At 65.6% G+C, this 17,769-nt stretch carries 17 protein-coding genes; 8 read left to right on the top strand and 9 right to left on the bottom strand.

Features of this window, described 5'->3' with window-relative positions; all coding sequences use genetic code 11:
* Positions 1-43: 43 nt before the first annotated feature.
* Entirely contained in the window at positions 44-964 is a 921-nt protein-coding gene (locus ACOGJC_RS13405) for a Dyp-type peroxidase (RefSeq protein WP_419845500.1), read from the bottom strand.
* 115 nt (positions 965-1,079) lie between these two features.
* Here ACOGJC_RS13405 and ACOGJC_RS13400 point away from each other — a divergent pair, with 115 nt between their 5' ends.
* The 3 genes from ACOGJC_RS13400 to ACOGJC_RS13390 are packed head-to-tail and all read left to right on the top strand — an operon-like array spanning position 1,080 to position 4,422.
* Entirely contained in the window at positions 1,080-1,874 is a 795-nt protein-coding gene (locus ACOGJC_RS13400) for an enoyl-CoA hydratase/isomerase family protein (protein ID WP_419845499.1), read from the top strand.
* A gap of 10 nt (positions 1,875-1,884) precedes the next feature.
* Entirely contained in the window at positions 1,885-3,051 is a 1,167-nt protein-coding gene (locus ACOGJC_RS13395) for an acyl-CoA dehydrogenase family protein (RefSeq protein WP_419845498.1), read from the top strand.
* Between the two features lie 6 nt (positions 3,052-3,057).
* Positions 3,058-4,422 carry a phosphotransferase family protein gene (locus tag ACOGJC_RS13390; protein ID WP_419845497.1) on the top strand — a complete coding sequence of 455 codons (1,365 nt, stop codon included), beginning with the start codon at positions 3,058-3,060 and terminating at the stop codon, positions 4,420-4,422.
* A gap of 3 nt (positions 4,423-4,425) precedes the next feature.
* Here the strand turns inward: ACOGJC_RS13390 and ACOGJC_RS13385 are convergent, their stop codons facing one another.
* Together ACOGJC_RS13385 and ACOGJC_RS13380 are read right to left on the bottom strand one after the other, a co-directional pair.
* Positions 4,426-5,304: an ROK family protein gene (locus ACOGJC_RS13385; RefSeq protein WP_419845496.1), complete on the bottom strand. Its 879-nt coding sequence runs from the start codon at positions 5,302-5,304 to the stop codon at positions 4,426-4,428.
* Between the two features lie 9 nt (positions 5,305-5,313).
* Positions 5,314-5,994 carry an MIP/aquaporin family protein gene (locus ACOGJC_RS13380; RefSeq protein WP_419845495.1) on the bottom strand — a complete coding sequence of 227 codons (681 nt, stop codon included), beginning with the start codon at positions 5,992-5,994 and terminating at the stop codon, positions 5,314-5,316.
* Positions 5,995-6,021: 27 nt separating this feature from the next.
* On the opposite strand from ACOGJC_RS13380, the gene ACOGJC_RS13375 reads away from it, so the two are divergent.
* Genes ACOGJC_RS13375 through ACOGJC_RS13355 form a run of 5 tightly spaced genes read left to right on the top strand, consistent with a single transcriptional unit; the run spans position 6,022 to position 11,708 of the window.
* Positions 6,022-8,376 (top strand): xanthine dehydrogenase family protein molybdopterin-binding subunit, encoded by a 2,355-nt coding sequence (locus ACOGJC_RS13375; protein WP_419845494.1) that lies wholly within the window; start codon positions 6,022-6,024, stop codon positions 8,374-8,376.
* Between the two features lie 10 nt (positions 8,377-8,386).
* Entirely contained in the window at positions 8,387-8,860 is a 474-nt protein-coding gene (locus ACOGJC_RS13370; protein ID WP_419845493.1) for a cupin domain-containing protein, read from the top strand.
* Complete coding sequence (locus ACOGJC_RS13365) at positions 8,857-9,714, top strand: TauD/TfdA dioxygenase family protein (protein WP_419845492.1); 858 nt, start codon at positions 8,857-8,859, stop codon at positions 9,712-9,714. Before ACOGJC_RS13370 ends, ACOGJC_RS13365 begins: the two co-directional genes overlap by 4 nt.
* 6 nt (positions 9,715-9,720) lie before the next feature.
* The gene (locus ACOGJC_RS13360; RefSeq protein ID WP_419845491.1) at positions 9,721-10,701 is read left to right on the top strand and encodes a transglycosylase family protein; all 981 of its coding nucleotides are present in this window, start codon (positions 9,721-9,723) and stop codon (positions 10,699-10,701) included.
* Positions 10,702-10,760: 59 nt separating this feature from the next.
* Positions 10,761-11,708 carry a TIGR03564 family F420-dependent LLM class oxidoreductase gene (locus ACOGJC_RS13355; protein ID WP_419845490.1) on the top strand — a complete coding sequence of 316 codons (948 nt, stop codon included), beginning with the start codon at positions 10,761-10,763 and terminating at the stop codon, positions 11,706-11,708.
* 2 nt (positions 11,709-11,710) lie between these two features.
* Here ACOGJC_RS13355 and ACOGJC_RS13350 read toward each other — a convergent pair whose 3' ends face one another.
* From ACOGJC_RS13350 to ACOGJC_RS13325, 6 genes are read right to left on the bottom strand one after another with little or no spacing between them, the layout of a single operon-like run.
* Positions 11,711-11,995 carry a hypothetical protein gene (locus ACOGJC_RS13350; RefSeq protein ID WP_419845489.1) on the bottom strand — a complete coding sequence of 95 codons (285 nt, stop codon included), beginning with the start codon at positions 11,993-11,995 and terminating at the stop codon, positions 11,711-11,713.
* Entirely contained in the window at positions 11,992-13,212 is a 1,221-nt protein-coding gene (locus ACOGJC_RS13345; protein ID WP_419845488.1) for an amidohydrolase family protein, read from the bottom strand. The genes ACOGJC_RS13350 and ACOGJC_RS13345 overlap by 4 nt, the downstream gene beginning before the upstream one ends.
* Entirely contained in the window at positions 13,212-14,447 is a 1,236-nt protein-coding gene (locus ACOGJC_RS13340; protein WP_419845487.1) for a cytochrome P450, read from the bottom strand. The genes ACOGJC_RS13345 and ACOGJC_RS13340 overlap by 1 nt, the downstream gene beginning before the upstream one ends.
* A 29-nt stretch (positions 14,448-14,476) precedes the next feature.
* Entirely contained in the window at positions 14,477-15,061 is a 585-nt protein-coding gene (locus tag ACOGJC_RS13335) for a superoxide dismutase (protein ID WP_419845486.1), read from the bottom strand.
* The gene (locus ACOGJC_RS13330; RefSeq protein ID WP_419845485.1) at positions 15,051-16,460 is read right to left on the bottom strand and encodes an amidohydrolase family protein; all 1,410 of its coding nucleotides are present in this window, start codon (positions 16,458-16,460) and stop codon (positions 15,051-15,053) included. The genes ACOGJC_RS13335 and ACOGJC_RS13330 overlap by 11 nt, the downstream gene beginning before the upstream one ends.
* A 47-nt stretch (positions 16,461-16,507) precedes the next feature.
* Positions 16,508-17,728 carry an amidohydrolase family protein gene (locus ACOGJC_RS13325; protein ID WP_419845484.1) on the bottom strand — a complete coding sequence of 407 codons (1,221 nt, stop codon included), beginning with the start codon at positions 17,726-17,728 and terminating at the stop codon, positions 16,508-16,510.
* Positions 17,729-17,769: the final 41 nt, after the last annotated feature.

Genomic DNA, 17,769 nt, shown 5'->3' with positions numbered 1-17,769 from the left:
CTCCGGCGACAGGACCCGCCGGCCCGGTTGGAGTTATCGACTACTACGCCAGGCTGGCGTCGAGGCACTCCACGGAGGGAGCGAAGTAGTAGCTCCCCGAAGCCGGGTTCGAGAAGTCAGTAAGCATGTCGCGCACCTGGCCGTTGCGGCCATACATCGCATCCATGCGCTCCCGGAACGGGGCCTGGGTCTTGCAGAAGGCCATGAAGTACAGGCCCACGGTGCCATCGTGGAAGGCATAAGGGGTGGACCGGCGGGCGATCTCATCCCGCTTGGGCTTGGACGCATCGGCAGTCTCGCCGTCGCGCAACTCCACGTGGGAGAGGTGCGAATGCGGGGCCTGCTCGTCGAGGCGGGTGGAGTCGGCCTTGGTCCGACCGAAGTTCACCTCTTGGGTGGGCACGTCCTGCTTCTCCCAGGCCACCAGGTCGTGGACCCAGCGCTGGGCGATGATGAAGCTTCCGCCCGCACCGGCTTCGCCATCGGGGATGATGGCCACGGCCGGCTGGTCCTCATCCTCCGGATTGCCGGTGCCGTCGATGAAACCGGTCATGTCCAGGCTCTCGCCGTAGATGAAGGTGGGGGTCTCCCGAGCCACGCTCATCCCACCGGCGATCAGGGCCATGCGGGCGTCCCACTGGGCCTTCCACACGATGTCCTTCTCGTCGTGGGTCATCCACAGCAGCAGCTCCTCTTGGGTGCCCTTGGCCTCGCGGCCGCTGCCGTCGATGGACTCCACCGTGTGATACGGCTGGAAGTCGCCGGGAACGTCGTCGGTCAGGTCGGCCAAAAGGGTGGGGCCGAGCCCGATGACGAGGTTGATCCCCTGGGCGTCGCAGTTGCTGCGGCAATCGGAAATAGCCGACTTGATCGCCCCCAAGTCGGCGCCATCGCCGCGGCTGAGGTGCACGTACCACTGGTACTTGCCCATATCGTTGAAAATTGCCGGCTGGCAGGTCGCCATGCGCATCTCCTCCCTGAAAATGTTGGCTTGGAACGAAGTCTGGCACTATTGCCGGGCAGATTCACCTTGAAGCGCAAAAATCCAGAACCCATTCCGGTAACCGCAGGAGGAGCCCATGAATCCCGACGACTATGGCGCATTGGAGGTGTCCACCGTCGATCGCATCACCACGGTGGTGCTCAACCGGCCTGAGGCTCGCAATGCCATAAACGCGGTGCTGCACGATGACCTGTCCCGGGTGTTCGCCGACCTGGACCGAGACCCCGACACCGATGTTGCTGTGCTCACCGGGGCGAGCGGTTCCTTCTGCGCTGGTGGTGACATTCCCTGGCTGCGCAGCATGGCCGGAGACCTGAGCGCGGTAGAGCGGGTGATACGGGCCGATCGGCGCATCACCGAGTCGGCGCTCACCCTGGAGAAGCCCATCTTGGCCAGGGTGGACGGCCCCGCGGTCGGCCTGGGGTGCTCGCTGGCGCTGTACTGCGACTTCGTCTACGCCTCCGAGCGGTCGGTGTTCGCCGACCCCCACGTGTCGGTGGGATTGGTGGCCGGCGACGGCGGCGCGCTGCTGTGGCCCCAGTTGGTGGGCTACGCCCGGGCCCGGCGCTACCTGCTCACCGGCGACCCCATCAAGGCGCCCGAAGCGGCCGACATCGGCCTCATCACCGAGTGTGTGCCCGGCGACGAATTGGACGACACCGTGCAGGCCATGGCTGAGCGCATGCGCGACGGCGCCCGCATGGCCATCAACTACACCAAGGCGTCCATCAACGCCGGGCTGCGCCAGGTGGCCAACGCGGTGGTTGATCGGGCGGCCTCCACCGAGGGGCTCACCATGTTGACCGAGGACTTCGCCATCGCCTTGGATGCCTTCATGGCCAAAGAGCCTCCCGAGTTCATCGGGCGCTAGAGCAGAGATCGTGGAATACCCCCAAGAAGCTGAGCACCACGCGCTGTTGCGGGAAACCGTCCGGCGTTTCGTCGAGGCGGAAATGCCCCGAGAGCTGGCCCGCCAGTGGGACCGGACCAACGAAATCGACCGGGGGGTGTTGTACAAGCTGGCCGATCTCGGCCTGTTCGGCATCACCATCCCCGAGCACTATGGCGGTTCGGGCCGAGACATCACTGCCACCATGATCGTGATCGAGGAACTGTGCCGCCGCAGCACTGCGGTGGGCAGCGGCTACGTCTACGGGGCCTGCTATGCGGGCATGAACCTGGTGGAGACGGGCAGCGAGGCCCAGCGCCAAGAGTGGCTGCCCAAGGTGGCCCGGGGGGAAATGCTGTTCTCCTACGGGCTGACCGAGCCCGACGTGGGCTCTGACCTGGCCAGCGTCACCACCACCGCGGTGCGCGACGGCGATGTGGTGCGGATCAACGGGGCCAAGCGGTTCTGCTCGGGCACCACCTACACCGACTACATCTACGCCCTGGTCAATAGCAATCCCTCCGGCGAGCGCTACCACAACCTGTCGTTCGTGCTGATTCCCCCTCGCTACCCGGGGGTGACCATCGAGCCCCAGCACGCTATGGGCCTCAAAGGGTCGATGACCACCGACGTCACCTTCAACGATGTGGAAGTGCCCGCCGGCAACATCGTGGGCGGCGACGAGGGCTGGAACCAGGGGTGGGCCAAGCTGGCCGGCCCGGGTTTGGACGTGGAGAAGATCGAGGTGGCCGCCATGGCCCTGGGCATCGCCACCGGAGCGGTGGAGGACGCTTGGACCTACGCCCAGGAGCGGGTGCAGTTCGGCAAGCCCATCAGCAGCCACCAGTCCATCCGCCACATGCTCTCCGAAGGCCGCACCCGGCTATTGGCCTCCCGGCTGATGACCTACCACGCTGCCCGATTGCTGGATGAGGACAAGCCGGCTGCGGTGGAGACCTCCATGGCCAAGCTGTTCGTGTGCGACACCGCCAAGGACATCGTTTTGTCGATGCAACAGGTGATGGGTGCCTACGGCTACGTGGAGGACTTCGACATGGAGCGCTACGTTCGCGACGTGCTGGTCATGCCCATCATCGGCGGCTCCTCCGCCATCCAGCGGAACAACATATCCAACCGACTCAAATTAGTGAAGGAATAGCCCACCATGACCGTCACCAAAGACCCCATAGACACTGATGCTGCTACCGAGAAGGTGGTGGCCTGGCTGGAGGGCAATCTGGGAGGCACGGTCACCCATATCGAGCGTCAGGCCCGCTGGCGGCCGGTGTGGTTCGCCGACGTGGAGCGAAACGGCGAGCGGCTGGAACTGTGTGTGCGGGGCGACCGCACCGACATGCCGCTGGTTTTCCCGCTCGACCACGAGATGCGGCTGCAAAAGGTGCTCGGCGACCACGGCATTCCCGTGGCCCAAGTACACGGTTGGATTGACGATCCCACGGCCTACGTGATGGACCGGGTTCCCGGCGAGAATCACTTTGAGAACTGCACCGATGCCGAGCGCGACGCGGTGGTGGACGACTACCTGCACATCCTGGCCCGAATGCACGCTTTGGACATCGGACCGTTCGTCGAGGCCGGAATCATGCGAGCAGAGCGTCCCGAGGAGTCGGGCCTGCTCGGTTTGCGGCGGTACGAGGCGCTGTACCGCAGCGTGAAGACGCTGCCCGACCCGTTCCTCGAGTTCTGTTTGGGCTGGCTGCGGCGAAATCCCCCGTTCTCCCGAGGCCGGGAGTCGGCCATCGTGTGGGACACCGGGCAATTCCACCATCAAGACGGCCGGGTGGTGGCTGTCCTCGATGTGGAAATCGGTCATATTGGCGACCCGATGATGGACTTGGCCGCGTGGCGCCAGCGCGACACGGTGCTCGGTTTCGGCAACTTCGCCAAGCTCTACGACCGCTACGGCCAGTTAGCTGGCGAGCCGGTGGACTTGGAAGCCATCCAGCGCCACCACTTCATGTTCACCCTCTCCAACCAGCTCCCGTTCAGCGCCGCGCTGCGGGAGCCAGCCCCCGACTCCGACCTGATGACCAACCTCCAGTGGTGCTACGAGACCAACCTGTTCGCCACCGAGGCCCTGGCTGAGATCCTCGATGTGGAACTGCCCACCGTGGAGATGCCCGAGCCCCGGGAGTCACGAGCCGAGGTGGTGCTCAACCATCTGGTGCGCAACCTGCGAACGGTGCAGATCGAAGACGAGTACCTGCGCTACAAGCTGCGCACCATGTTCCGCATGGCCCGCCACGCGGCCCGCATCGACGAGATCGGCGACGCCGTCTCAGCAGCCGACCTGGACGACCTCCACGAGCTGCTCGGGCATCGGCCAGCGACATGGCTGGAGGGAGAGGCCGAATTGGAGCAGTTCGTGCTGGCCAACGGCGACACCGACCGATATAACGAAGACCTGGTCAAGTTGTTCCACAAGCGCAACCTGCGGGCTCAGATGCTCCTCGGCCCGCCCGGCTCAGCCATGGCCCGCCACCTGCGCATTCAGACCTTTAGCGACTGAGGCCTATCCCGCTGAAGCCCGGGCGGCGACGGCTGCGGCACCGATCAGGCCACCGTCGGAGCCGAGGGGGCTGGGGATGATGCGGGTGCCTTGGGAATGGACCAGACGGCAGATCCTGTCGATTTCGGCTTGAGCGGCGTCGAAGAAGTCACCGCCATAGCCCAGCGCTACCGATCCGCCGACCACGGCCAATCGCAGATCCAGCAGGTTGGCCACCGAGCCCACGCCCCGCCCTACCAACGTCCCCACCCGCCGCCGCATCTCTGTCGGCGCGTCAGCGGGAGCGATCCCGTTCAGCAGGTCGGCGATGGCGGTGCCCGAGGCCTGGCCCTCCAACAGCCCCACAGCTCCGGCAGCGTCGGCCCGACCGCCCTCGGCCACGAAGATGTGGCCGATATGGCCGGCGTTGCCATCTGCCCCGTCGAGCAGCTTCCCGTTCAACACGATGCCGCCCCCAATCCCGGTGGACACCACCATGGCCAGATAATTGTCCTCCCCTACGGCTCCACCTACCCAGCCCTCGGCCAAGGCGAGGGCCTTGGCGTCGTTGTCCACCGCTACCGGCAGGTCGAGCGCGTCCGACAGTCGGTCCCGCAGAGGAAAATCCCGCCACACGGCGATGTTTAGGGGTGACAGGAGCCGATGGTTGTCCCGTGACGGTCCGCCACTGCCCACGCCGCAGACCGAGACCGGCTGGCCGTGCTCATCCAGCACCGCCCGAGCCAACTCCACTACCAGGGCAAACAGAGTCTCTTCGTCAGGAGCCTGAGATGGTCCTCGTCGCTGGGCCAGCACCTGTCCGTCGGGGTCAACCACGCCGACGGCCACCTTGGTGCCGCCGATGTCCACGGCCAGCACCGGGCCGTCAAGCACTATCTCCACGGTCTGAGGTTAGGAGACGGGCTCCCCTGCTGGTTTGTCCTGGGGGTACACGAACCGGATCAGCAGCACCGCGGCCACCAGCCCGACGACCTGCATCGCGATGAACATGGGGGCTGACGACGGCTCGATGCCGGCAAAGGTGTCCGAGAACATGCGCCCCACAGTCACCGCCGGGTTGGCGAAGCTGGTGGACGACGTGAAGTAGTAAGCCCCGCCGATGTAGGCCGCCACCCCACCAGCCACATACCGGACCCTTCCGGTGCGCACCAGCGCGAAGATCAGCGCCACCAGACCGGCGGTGGCGATCACCTCGCCCAGCCACAGGTGGCCGGCCGAGCGGTCCTTGGTCGACCAGTCCACTGCGTTCAGGTCGAACATCAGGTTGGCCAGCATCGTCCCGACCACCGCACCGGCCACTTGGGCCGCGATGTAGGGGGCGATGTGGCGGCGGGGGAAGTCTCCCAGCGCCCAGTCGGCCACCGTGACCGCCGGGTTGAAGTGGGCCCCCGACACTGGGCCGAACATCAGGATGATGGCGAACAGCACCGCAGCGGTGGCCGCCGCGTTCTGGAACAACTGCAATCCCACATCGGTGGGCGACAGCCGCTCGGCCATGATGCCCGACCCCACCACGCCAATGAGCAGCAGAGCCGTGCCCACGCCCTCGGCAACCAGCTTTCGACTCAGCACGCGAAAAAGCTAATACGCTCAGCGGCCATGCGGTTCACTGGCGCCAGCGTTCCCCGACGGGAGGACCCGCGTCTTTTGGCCGGTGCCGGGCGTTTTGTAGACGACATCGACCAGCCCGGACTCCTAGAGGCGGTGTTCGTGCGCAGCCCGGTGGCCCACGGGCGGCTGATCGAGGTCGAGGCCGACAATGCCCGAGCCACTGAGGGTGTGGTGGCGGTTATCACCGCCGAGGATCTTGCCGAGTGCTGCTCCCCCATGGGGTTGGGGATGACCGGGCCGCTGATCGTGCCCGCCCATCTACCTTTGGCCGACACCAAGGTTCGCTTCGCTGGCGATCCTGTCGCGGTGGTGATTGCCACCAGCCGGGCCGCCGCCGAAGACGGCGCCGATGCGGTGGAGGTGGACATTGAGCCCCTGTCTTCGGTGACCAATGCCGCCGCTATGGGCGAACACGCCGCCGCGGTGTGGGATGAAGCCCCCGACAACGTGCTGTGGTCTGGCGAGGAGGTGTGGGGCGATCCCGACGAGGCATTCTCATCCGCCGCCCATGTCATCACTCAGACGCTCACCCAGCACCGCCACACCTGCGTCCCCCTGGAGACCAGGGGCGGAGTGGCCGAATACGATCCGTCCACCGGAAGCCTTCGCTACGAGGTCTCCCACCAGAACCCCCACGCGCTGAGGGTGCATTTGGCGGCGATCCTCGGGATGCCCGCCTCCCAGATTCGCATCATTTGCGACAGCATCGGCGGATCGTTCGGCCTCAAGTCCAACCCCACCCGAGAGGATGTGGTGGTGTGCGCCGCCTCCCGGCTTCTGGGCCAGCCGGTGCGGTGGGTGGAGGACCGGGCCGAGAACCTGGTGGCCGGCGGCCACGCCCGAGAGGAGCAGGTAAGCGTGGAGGCCGCGCTCGACGAGAACGGGGTGGTCATCGGCCTGCGGGCCGATCTGGTGATGGACCACGGGGCCTACCCGTTCTTGAACCTGCCTCTGTCGCTGTTCGCCAACATCATCAAGGTGCTGCTGCCCGGCACCCTTCGGGTGCGCCACTACCAGTTCCGAGGATCGGTGGTGGCCACCAACAAGGCCTCCTTCGTGGCCTACCGGGGGCCGTGGGAGATCGAGTGCTGGGTGCGGGAGCGCCTCATGGATCTAATCGCCCGCCGACTCGACCTCGATCCATTGGAGGTGCGCCGCCGCAACTACATGGACGACGACCAGTTCCCCGGAGCGATGCTCACCGGCCCCACCCTGGATTTCATGACCATCAACCAGACTCTGGATCGGGCGGTGGAATTGGCCGACTACCACAGCTTTCGATCCGCCCAGGCCGAGGCCCGATCAGTGGGCAAATATCTGGGAATCGGCCTGTGTACCTACTTGGAACCCGGTCCCGGACCCACCAACTACGGCCAGGCGCTGGGCTTCACCTACGAGCAGCGTTCGATGCAACGGGCTCGGGTGAAGCTAGAACCCGACGGTTCGGTGACCGCGTTCACCAGCCAGCAGCCCCACGGCCAGAGCCATGAGACCACCCTGTCTCAGGTGGTGGCCGACGAGCTGGGGGTGCCCATCGACGCCGTGCGGGTGGTGTGCGGCGACACCGACCAAGTGCCGTTCAACATGGTGGGCACCGGCGGGAGCCGGGCAGCCACGCTGGGCGCCGGGGCGGCCCAGGGCGCGGCCCGCATCGTGCGTCACAAGCTGCTGGCGGTGGTGGCTGGCATGCTGGAGGCCAATCCCGACGACCTGGAGATCGTCGATGGGGTGGTGGCCGTGAGGGGATCGCCCGACCGATCCAAGACCGTGGCCGAGGTAGCCCGGCTGTCGTACATGGCCCCGTTCACCCTGGACGAGGCGCTGGGCGACGGGTTCGACGCCTCGTTCGATTTCGAGACCCCCGCTGGCGGCTGGACCCAGTCGACCCATGTGTGCTGGGTGGAACTCGACCCCGGCACCGGCCTGGTGACCGTGCCCCGCTATCTGGTGGTGGAGGACTGCGGAAAAATGATCAACCCCGCGGTGGTGGAGGGGCAGATCCGAGGCGGGGTGGCCCAGGGCATTGGCAGCGTGCTGCTCGAGAAGATCGTCTATGACGACACCGGGCAGTGCATCACGTCTTCCTTCATGGACTACCTGTTGCCCACCGCCGCCGAGATACCCCGCATCGACATCGAGCACATCGAGGGGCCCTCGCAGGGCGACGTCCCCTGGCGGGGAGTGGGCGAAGGCGGTGCCATCGGCTCCCCCGCCGCGGTGTGCAACGCCATCGAAGACGCCCTTTCCCCCTGGGGCGTCGAGATCACCGAGCAACATCTGCCCCCCAGCCGTATCCTCGAGCTGATCGCTCCCACTTCTGGGCCCGCCGCAGCCGACCACTAGCGTGGGAGCCGTGAGCGACAGTCCCATTGGCGAGCGGCGCCCGATCCGCATCGCCGACATCGAGTGGGAAGATTTCACCGACCCTGATGAGCCGGACCGGGAACCGGGGCCGTTCGTGCGCTGGCTGGTGGATCCGGCCTCGGGCAACCGGGTCATGCATGTGAAGTCGTGGTCGGGCCGCAACGCGGCGGCCCACTGGCACCTGTCCGACACGGTGTATCTGGTGACTAAGGGCGAGTTCATCGTTGAGGGTGAAGAGCCCTACCGGGAGGGCGATCTGCGCTGGGTGCGAGGAGGATTCGCCTACGGCCCGGAGCGGTCGGGCCCCGACGGCTGCGAGTACCTGTTCTTCAGCCTTGGCCCCTATGACAAGCTCGACCCCGACGAACACCCGCCCCCGCTGGGCCGCTGGGACGACCCCGCCACATGGGTGGAGGGCTACCCCCAAGTCGAGCGGACCAAGCTGATAGAGAACCCGCGATGAACCTGACCATCACCCCACTGGACGCCCCCCTCGGCGCCGAAGTAGCCGGCTACGACTTCGCCGCTTCTCCGGACTCAGAATCCGTTAGCGAACTGCGGGACGCGGTGGACGAACACTTGCTCCTGCTGTTCCGCAACCCCGAGCCGCCCACTCCCGCCCAGGTGACCGACTTCTGCGAGTCATTTGGCCCCTTGCGGCCCACCCTGGCCGACAAATCCCGCCTGCCCGGCTTCCCCGGCATCAACCGGGTGTCCAACGTGGACGTCGACGGCGTGGTCGGCACCGGTGGCACCGACGTGGTGACCTTCCACTCCGACCTCAGCTTCAACCCGCCGCTGATTGAGTTCCTCTACTTGGACGCAGTGACGCTGCCGTCGGAGGGCGGGGCTACCAAGTGGCTGAACCTGGTGGCCGCCTACCAAGACCTGGACGACGAATTCAAGGCCCGCATCGACGACATCGGCGTTGTCTACCGCCTGCGCGACGGCTTGGACTTCGGCGGCTACTTCAAGGCCACCGACGGCGAGGCGCTCTTGGCCGATCGCACCTGCATATCCCTGGTGCAGACCAACCCCCGCAACGGACGCCGCAGTGTGTGGCCCAACACCGGACCGGATTTCGCCGCCGACGTGGAGGACCACGGCCCCGACGAGGGCGCCGCCCTGCTGGCCGACCTGTTCGCCCACTGCACCCAAGACCGCTACGTCTACGAGCATCACTGGAGCGTCGGCGAGTCCGTCTTGTGGCTCAATACCCAGACCATGCATCAGCGCGAGGCCTTCCCGTCCGACCAAGTCCGCGAACTCCGCCACGTCAACATCCTCGGCCACACCGACCCCCGCCAAGTCGCCTAGGAAACCATGACCACACGCCAACGCTGGTTCCGCTATGTGACGTTGACCGCGGCGATCGCCCTTGTCTTTGGGATGGCTGGTTCATCGGCAGGTGGTCAAGACCCCGATGAACGGGATGCGCTGATTGCCCGTCAGCAGGCGCTCATCACCGAGCAGGCGACATTGATTGCCGCCCAAGAGGCGCTGCTCAACGAATACCGCTGCTTGTTTGACATCGACACCCAACTGGTTCCCAACGGTTGCCCTGAGCCAGCCCAGCCCACCCCCACTCCGACACCCACCGGTACGCCCAGCCCGACCCCAACGGCAACGGCCACCCCCACCCCGACGCCCACCCCCACGCCAACGCCCACCCCCACAGAAACCCCTGAAGACCAGACCGGCGAGCCGGCAATTCCCGCGGGAACCACTGAGGAGCAGTGGGAGCAACTCCGCCAGTGCAATGCAAACGGCGACTACCAACACGTCAATTCCAGCGGAATCCACTTCGGTGCCTACGAGTTCAGACAAACCAGCTGGAACGAGCTGGCTCTTCGCCATTACCCCCGGCTGGTGGGTGTGAACCCCCAAGATGCCGCCCCCGACGACCAGGACCGCATGGCCTATCGCCTCTACGAAGAGCGAGGATGGGAACCCTGGCCTATCTGCGGGGCGTCACTGCCATCGCTCTTGTCGGATGACACCGCCCCGGAGGATTCAACCGGATTCCCCGCGATCCCGGCGGACACCACCCAAGCGCAGTGGGATCACCTCGTCCGGTGCGAATCCCAGGGCAACTATCAGGCCTATAGCTCTGTGGGGCCATTCCTGGGGGCCTTTCAATTCCTCCAAAGCACCTGGAACTGGGTGGCCGGTATCCATTACCCCCGCCTGGTGGGGGTAGACCCTCGAGACGCGGCTCCCGCAGACCAGCATCGCATGGCTTATGCCCTCTACGGGATGCAGGGATGGCGACCATGGCCCGCCTGCACCGCGGCTTTCCGCTAGAAGCAACTGGCCACTAAACACTTCGCGGTCAAGCAATCAGCCGAGATAGGAGCACAGCGATGCAGGGCATGAGGATTGGGGCGATGGCGGCTGAAGGCACGGGTGATCCGCCGGTACCGGGGATGAGCGGGCCGCCCAGTCTCGACGAAATCGTTGACAACGTCCAGCGGTTCGAAGCGCTGGGCCTGGACACGGCTTGGATCGCCAACATCGAGATCGATGCCGTCACTGCCTCGGCGGTGGTGGGCACCGCCACCAGCCGCATCGAGATCGCCACCGGGGTGACCCCCACCCCTATGCGCCACCCCTTCGCTCTGGCCCAGCAGGCCGCAACCGCCCAAGCAGCCTGCGGCGGGCGTTTCACCCTGGGCATCGGACTGTGCCACCAGGGAATGGTGGAAAACCTGATGGGCCTGTCCTACGCCCGTCCGGCCCGCCAGATGAAGGAGTACCTGGAGATCGCCGGGCCGATGCTGCAAGGCCAAGGCATGAACTACCAAGGCGACATCTACACCACCCGATGGCGAGGGCTGTCGCATGCGCCACCAACCAACATCATCGTGGCCGCCATGGGGCCGATCATGCTGGGCCACGCTGGACGCCTGGCCTCCGGCACCTTCGTTTGGGCCACCGGTACCAACACGCTGTCCAACTACGTGGCGCCCACCATCGGTGCTGCGGCCACAGAAGCCGGGCGCCCCGCCCCGAGGGTGGCCGCCGGCTTTCCCATTTCGGTGACCGACGACGCCCAAGCGGGCTATGAAGCCGCGTCCCGCACCTTCGCCCACTACAAGGACATCCCCTCCTACCGGGGCATGCTCGATCGGGAGGGCAGGCGTGGCGTGGAGGATCTAGCCATCACCGGCGACGAGGCTGCGGTCACCGCGCAGCTAGAGAGAATTCGCGACGCGGGCGTCACCGACCTCGTGGCCTTCATATACGACACCGACGACCAATCCCGGGCCCGCACCGAGGCCTTGCTAGGCGGTCTCTCCGGGGAGGAGTGAGATCAATCCGAGCTGAGCAGGTCGATGTAGGGCTCGGGATTGCCGATCCACCGCAGGTGTCGCAGCTCATCAGCGCTCCGTAGTCCCGACAGCACGGCGTGAAGCTCGTCAAAGGGCGCTTCAAGCGTGGCCGCCGGTGGCATCCGATCGGCTACTCCCACGATCCGGGTCTCGTCCCCGAATCGCAGCACAAGCCCCCGTAGCCCGGCCTCGATGATGTGCTGGCCCAGATCAGCGGCCAGCTCCTCGAATTCAGGAGTCACCGCGGCCGACAAATTGCCGCTCAACCCCGCAGCTCGGCGGCGGTGGGCAGATCCAGGCCCAGCATCCGAATGGCGTTGTCCCGGCAGATGGCGTCCACCTCGGGCTGGGTCAAGTGCGCCATCTGCGAGGCCAGCAGCTCCTTGGAATGCGGCCAGGTGGAATCGGAATGGGGGTAGTCGGTCTCGGTGGTGATGGTTTCCAGGCCGATGGCGTCGATGTTGGCCAGTCCCACCTTGTCGTCGAAAAAGCACACGAACACGTGGTCTCGGTAGTAGGTGGACGGCGGCTCGGGCACCTTGTCGGCTACACCGCCCCAGGCGGCGTTCTCCTTCCACACCACGTCTACCCGGTCCAAGATGTAGGGCAGCCAGCCCATCTGCCCCTCCGAGTAGGCCACTTTGAGGCCAGGGAAGCGAACGAACACCCCCGACATCAAAAAGTCCACCAATGAGTATGTGGCGTTGGAGTGGACCAGCGCAGAGCCCACTGCGCCGGGGGCGTCGGCCGAGGTGGACACCATCTTCGAGGACGACCCGATATGCATGCACACCACGGTGGCGGTCTCCTCGCAAGCGGCGAAGAACGGGTCCCAGTACCCGGAGTGGATCGATGGCAGGCCCAGATTGGGCGGAATCTCCGAGAAGCACACCGCCCGCACGCCCCGCTCGGCGTTGCGCCGGACCTCGGCTGCGGCCAACTCCACGTCCCACAGCGGAATGAGGCACAGCGGGATCAGCCGCCCGCCGCTCTCACCGCACCACTCCTCCACCATCCAGTCGTTGTAGGCCTGCACGCACAACAGGGCCAGGTCCATGTCGGATGCCTCGGCAAAAGCCTGCCCGCAGAACCGGGGGAACGACGGGAAGCACAACGAGGCATCCACGTGGCCGATGTCCATGTCACCTAGCCGGGGCGCCACCTGCCAGGCACCGGGCTGCATCTCCTCGAAGGTGATCCCCACCATCTGGAGCTCATCGCGGGGAAAGGCCACCGCCGAGTGGGTGCGGACCATTGGATAGTGGAGATCCTCGTAGTACCAATACGAGGTGGGGCGGCCGGTGCCCTCTGTCCACGAGAACACGCCCCCAACGTAGGAGATCTCGCACGGGGCGGTCACCACTCGGGGGCCGATGTCCACGTACCGGGCCGGCAGCCGCGACTGCCACACATGGGGCGGCTCGATGACGTGGTCGTCCACCGAGATGATCGGCGGGATCTCAATGGCCGCCGACGAAGCCATTACTGCACCGAGATGGGGAACATTCCCAAAGCGCCGTCGCCCTCGGGCTCGCTTCGGGTGAACTCCACGTTCAACCCCTCCAGGCCCCGGGTGAACGCCCCGGGACGGTAATGAGGAGCATAGAAGGGCTCCAGCCTCATATCGGGCAGCCGCCGGGTGAGCTCCTCGAACATGACCTTAAGCTGAAGCCGGGCCAACGACGCTCCCAAGCAGAAGTGGGTGCCGAAGCCGAAGGAGAGGTGGCTGCGGGCGTCGCGGCGCACATCCAGCGCATCGGGGTCCTCAAACGCTTCGGGGTCGCGATTGGCCGAGGCGTACATCAAGAGCACCTGATCGCCCTCTTTGAGGGTCTTGCCGTGCAACTCGTGGGTGGCGGTCACCGTGCGGCGCATGTTCAAGATGGGCGACACGTAGCGGATGAACTCCTCCACCGCGGTCTCGCCGATCACCTCGGGCTCGTCGATGAGGATCTGCCGTTGGTCGGGGCTCTCCATCAGCGCCAAACACGTGGTGCCGATCACCGTGCGGGTGGTTTCGGCTCCGCCGTCCAGCACGAGGAGCACTTCGTGCATGATGTCGTCGTCGCTCAGGGGTTTGCCGTCCAGTTCCTTGTGGCACCACATGGAGATGAGGTCGTCTTGGGGATCGGCCTTGCGCTTCTGCACCAGCTCGTAGGTGACGCCGATCCACTCTTCGATGGCCCGCTCGCCCTGAATGGTGTGGTAAGCCGGGCCGCCGCCGCCCTGCATGGTGGCCTCCGACCAGTGCATGACCCGGTGCCACATCTCGGCGGGATAGCCCAGCCGCTCGCCGATCATGTAGGCCGGCAGCGGGGCGGCCAGGTCGTACACCACCTCGCACCATCCCCGGGGGGCCACCCGGTCGATCAGCTCGGTCACCACCGCCCGGATCTTGTCCTCCTGCTTGCGCACCGCCCGGGGGGTGAACTCCCGGGCCACCAGCATCCGCTGGCGCTGGTGATCGGGGTCGTCCATGTTGATCATGGAGTCCGACATCTCGATCTTGGGCCGGCTGCCCGATGCCGAGCTGTAGAGGTCGGTGTTCTTCTCTACCGCCAACAAGTCGGCGTGGCGGGACACGCCCCAGATCTCGTTCTTCTCGTCCCAGTACACCGGGTCGTTTTCCCGCAGCCATTCATAGACCGAGAAGGGGTCTTGGGCGTACATGTACCCGTCCAACAGATCAACGGGCTGGGTCACCTCAGCAGTCGCCATAAGCGGCGATGGTAGTGGGCGCGCTCCGGTTAGTCGGAAGCGAGGTTCTCGGCCGCAAACTCCCAGTTGATCAAGTGGTCCAAGAACGCCTCCACATAGGCGGCCCGGGCGTTCTGGTAGTCGAGGTAGTAGGCGTGCTCCCACACGTCCACCACCAACAGGGCCCGGCGATCGTGGAGCAAGGGCAGGTCGGCGTTGGCGGTCTGCACGATGTCGAGTCCGTCGTCGTCGGCCACCAGCCAGGTCCAGCCGGAGCCGAACAGCCCCACGGCCGCGTCGGCAAACTGGCGGCGGAACTCGTCCATGGAGCCGAATGACTCATCAATGGCCGCCCTAACGGGCCCCGAAGGAACACCGCCCCCGTCTGGGCTCATCGAATGCCAGTAGAAGGTGTGGTTCCAAATCTGGGCTGCGTTGTTGAAGATCGGGCCCTCGGCACCCAAGACAACCTTCTCAAGCTCGGTGCCCTCCCATTGAGTGCCAGAGGTCAGGCGGTTCAGGTTGGCCACATAACCGGCGTGGTGCCGCTCGTAGTGGAAGCTCATTGTCTCGGCGCTCACATACGGTTCGAGCGCGCTTTGTTGGTAGGGAAGGGGGGGAAGCTCAAACGCCATATCGGGCTATAACGGTACCGGCAAAAAAATCGGGATTGATAGCCGTATACATCCGAAACGGGTTGTCGAACACGAACGCCCGGAAGTCATCCGCAGTTATCAGCCCCTCTTCCACCAGGCCATGGGCCTCGTCCATGATCGTGCCGATGTCGGTCACGTCCCAGTGGCCGATGTCGGAGGAGAAAACCGCATTGAGCTTCACGCCGCAGGGGTTGGCCGGACCGAATGCCACATGCACGCCCCGATCGTCGGCCTCGCAGCCGAAGTAGAGCGACGACGCGAACGACTCGGCGATCTCCTCCTCTGAATCCACTCCCAGCCGGGTCCACTCGTCGGGCTCTTCGGGCGTGCCTCCGTGGATGGGCATTCCGTGGGCGTAGGAGGCCAGGTCGTCTCCGAGGGTGGCCCGAAAGTCCCCGCCGTAGCGTTCGAAGTACCCGCCCAGCTCTTCGAGATCCAGCAATGCGGGATCGAAGTTGCGCTGGATGGCGTCCCAGCTGCGCTTCTCCCAGTGCTCGATTATGTCGCACAGAAGCTGGGTGCCCCACGAGACGCCGCACTCCAAGAACACGAACGGCAACTCTGGGATGCGACGGGTGACCCCGCCCAAGAACAGGGCCTTGCACAGCTCGTACATGAGGGCTTGGAACTGGCCGATGTGATTGGCGGTGTAGCTCGACACGTAGTTGTGGATGCCGGGACGAAAGGCCAGTCCGCCATGGAAGGTGGCGGCGTAGCCGAGCTCTGCGCAGCGGCGCCACACCGGGTCGTAGTCAAAGGCGGAGTCGAGGCCGTAGCAGTCGAACCAGTGCCGTTGACCGGGCCACAGCCAGCCTGAGCGGGTCTGATGATCGGGATCTTCGATGGACCGCATGACCCCCTCGGCAAACACCACCACCTTCAAGCCCAGCGCGGCGCAGTGCTCCAACTCGGCGATGGCCTCATCGGGGGTGTGGGCGGGAATGATGCCGGCCATGGCCATGCGGTCGGCGTAGGGGTTGTACACGTCGGCGTAGAACTCGTTGAACGCTCGACACAAGCCGGCGCGGTAGTCGGCATCGTCCACCGCACAGCTGGTGAGGGTGTTGGTGGGGTATAGCACCGTGTAGTCGATGCCCACTTCGGGCAGCCGCTCATACAGCAGGGCGGGCAGCATGGCGGTGGCCCGATCCAGGGCGTTGGCGGTGTGGGTCCCCCACCAAGCCCCCTGCGGCGAGCGGGTCCGACGGCGCTCGTCGAGGCTGCGGGCCATCTGCGCGTTGCGCATGGGCAGGCCCTCCGACAGATACCGTCCATACAGGTCGGCGCCCAGCACCCGCTCCAGGTGGGGCTGTTGGGCCGCGGTGATCTCCAGCACATGGCCATCGGCGTCGATGACCGGATGCCCGAATCGGCTCACAACAGTCCCCCCGTCACGTCCAAAGGCGAGCCGCTAGCGAGTCTGAGCTAGGGGACGCAGACGTCGGGCAGCGGGTGACGGAACAGGCGGGCGGCGTTCTCGTGGGTGAGCTGGCGAATCACATCGTCGCTCAGGTGGCTCAGCTTCGACTCCAGGGTGTCCTGGCAGCCGGGCCAGGTGGAATCGGCGTGGGGATAGTCGGTTTCCACCATGGTGTGGTCGAGATTGAGCGCGATCACCGCGTCGATGGACGAGGGGTCGTTGATGGTGCAGTAGTAGAAGTTGCGCATCAGCACTTCGTGGGGACCGATGTCGGTGCCGCCGGGCCACACCCCCCGCCCGTGACCGGAGATCTCAATCTGGTGCTTAAGCCGGTCGTACATGATGGGCACCCAGCCGCAACCTCCCTCCGACATGGCGATCTTGATGTTGGGATAACGCACAGGGATGCCCGACCACACCCAGTCGGCTGCGGCGGCATAGGCGTGCATTTGGAACATGGTGGCCCCCACCCCTATGGGCGGGCCGCCGGGATCGGTGGGCATGATGTGGCCCGACGAGGCCACGTGCAGGCAGATCACGGTGTCGGTCTCCTCGCAGGCCTTCCACACCGGCTCCCACCAGTCGCTGTGGATGGACGGCAGGCCGAGATTGTGGGGTATCTCGGGCAGCGTGACCGCCACAAAGCCCCGCTCGGCGTTGCGGCGGATTTCGGCCGCGGCCAGGTCGGCATCTTTGAGCCAGGTGATGCCCATGGGAATGATGCGCTCGGGGTATGACCCCCACCACTCCTCGTACACCCAGTCGTTGAACGCACGGGTCACGGCCAAGCCCAACTCCGGGTCGGAGCAGTCGGAATACACCCGTCCGCAGAACCCGGTGATTTGGCTAGGGAAGCAGATCGATGCCCAGATGCCGCCCAGGTCCATGTCGTGGATGCGGGCCTTGATGTCCCAGGAACCCCGGCGCATATCGGAGAAGCGGGCCGGTTCCATGGTGAAGTCGTTGCGGTCAGCCCGCCCCACCAGGGCGTTCAATCCGAGCTGGGCGTAGATCTCGCCGTCGAACTCCCAGTGCTGGCCGCCGTCATCGCTCTCGACCACCTTCGGGGCTCGATCGGCGAAGCGGGCGGGCACCCGGCCCTCGAACAGCCAAGGAGGCTCAACCAAATGGTCGTCTACCGAAATGAGCGTGTAGCGGATCCGCTGGGGCTCGGGATCGGGAAGCAGCAGATCGCTGGGCTTCTCATGAATGTCGACGATGGTCATAGCCGCAGCCTATGGTCCCTCAAGCGACCGGCGCTAGAAGC

It is taken from the genome of Candidatus Poriferisocius sp., assembly GCF_965204015.1.
Lineage (GTDB): Bacteria > Actinomycetota > Acidimicrobiia > Acidimicrobiales > Bin134 > Poriferisocius.
This window is presented reverse-complemented; position numbering and strand designations above follow the sequence as displayed.

What these genes read in the sequence shown, in the direction of transcription:
- ACOGJC_RS13345 (WP_419845488.1), bottom strand. Translation starts at nt 13,212, where the DNA reads ATGGCTTCGTCGGCGGCCATTGAGATCCCGCCGATCATCTCGGTGGAC.
- ACOGJC_RS13360 (WP_419845491.1), top strand. Translation starts at nt 9,721, where the DNA reads ATGACCACACGCCAACGCTGGTTCCGCTATGTGACGTTGACCGCGGCG.
- ACOGJC_RS13365 (WP_419845492.1), top strand. Translation starts at nt 8,857, where the DNA reads ATGAACCTGACCATCACCCCACTGGACGCCCCCCTCGGCGCCGAAGTA.
- ACOGJC_RS13325 (WP_419845484.1), bottom strand. Translation starts at nt 17,728, where the DNA reads ATGACCATCGTCGACATTCATGAGAAGCCCAGCGATCTGCTGCTTCCC.
- ACOGJC_RS13390 (WP_419845497.1), top strand. Translation starts at nt 3,058, where the DNA reads ATGACCGTCACCAAAGACCCCATAGACACTGATGCTGCTACCGAGAAG.
- ACOGJC_RS13340 (WP_419845487.1), bottom strand. Translation starts at nt 14,447, where the DNA reads ATGGCGACTGCTGAGGTGACCCAGCCCGTTGATCTGTTGGACGGGTAC.
- ACOGJC_RS13355 (WP_419845490.1), top strand. Translation starts at nt 10,761, where the DNA reads ATGCAGGGCATGAGGATTGGGGCGATGGCGGCTGAAGGCACGGGTGAT.
- ACOGJC_RS13375 (WP_419845494.1), top strand. Translation starts at nt 6,022, where the DNA reads ATGCGGTTCACTGGCGCCAGCGTTCCCCGACGGGAGGACCCGCGTCTT.
- ACOGJC_RS13400 (WP_419845499.1), top strand. Translation starts at nt 1,080, where the DNA reads ATGAATCCCGACGACTATGGCGCATTGGAGGTGTCCACCGTCGATCGC.
- ACOGJC_RS13335 (WP_419845486.1), bottom strand. Translation starts at nt 15,061, where the DNA reads ATGGCGTTTGAGCTTCCCCCCCTTCCCTACCAACAAAGCGCGCTCGAA.
- ACOGJC_RS13405 (WP_419845500.1), bottom strand. Translation starts at nt 964, where the DNA reads ATGGCGACCTGCCAGCCGGCAATTTTCAACGATATGGGCAAGTACCAG.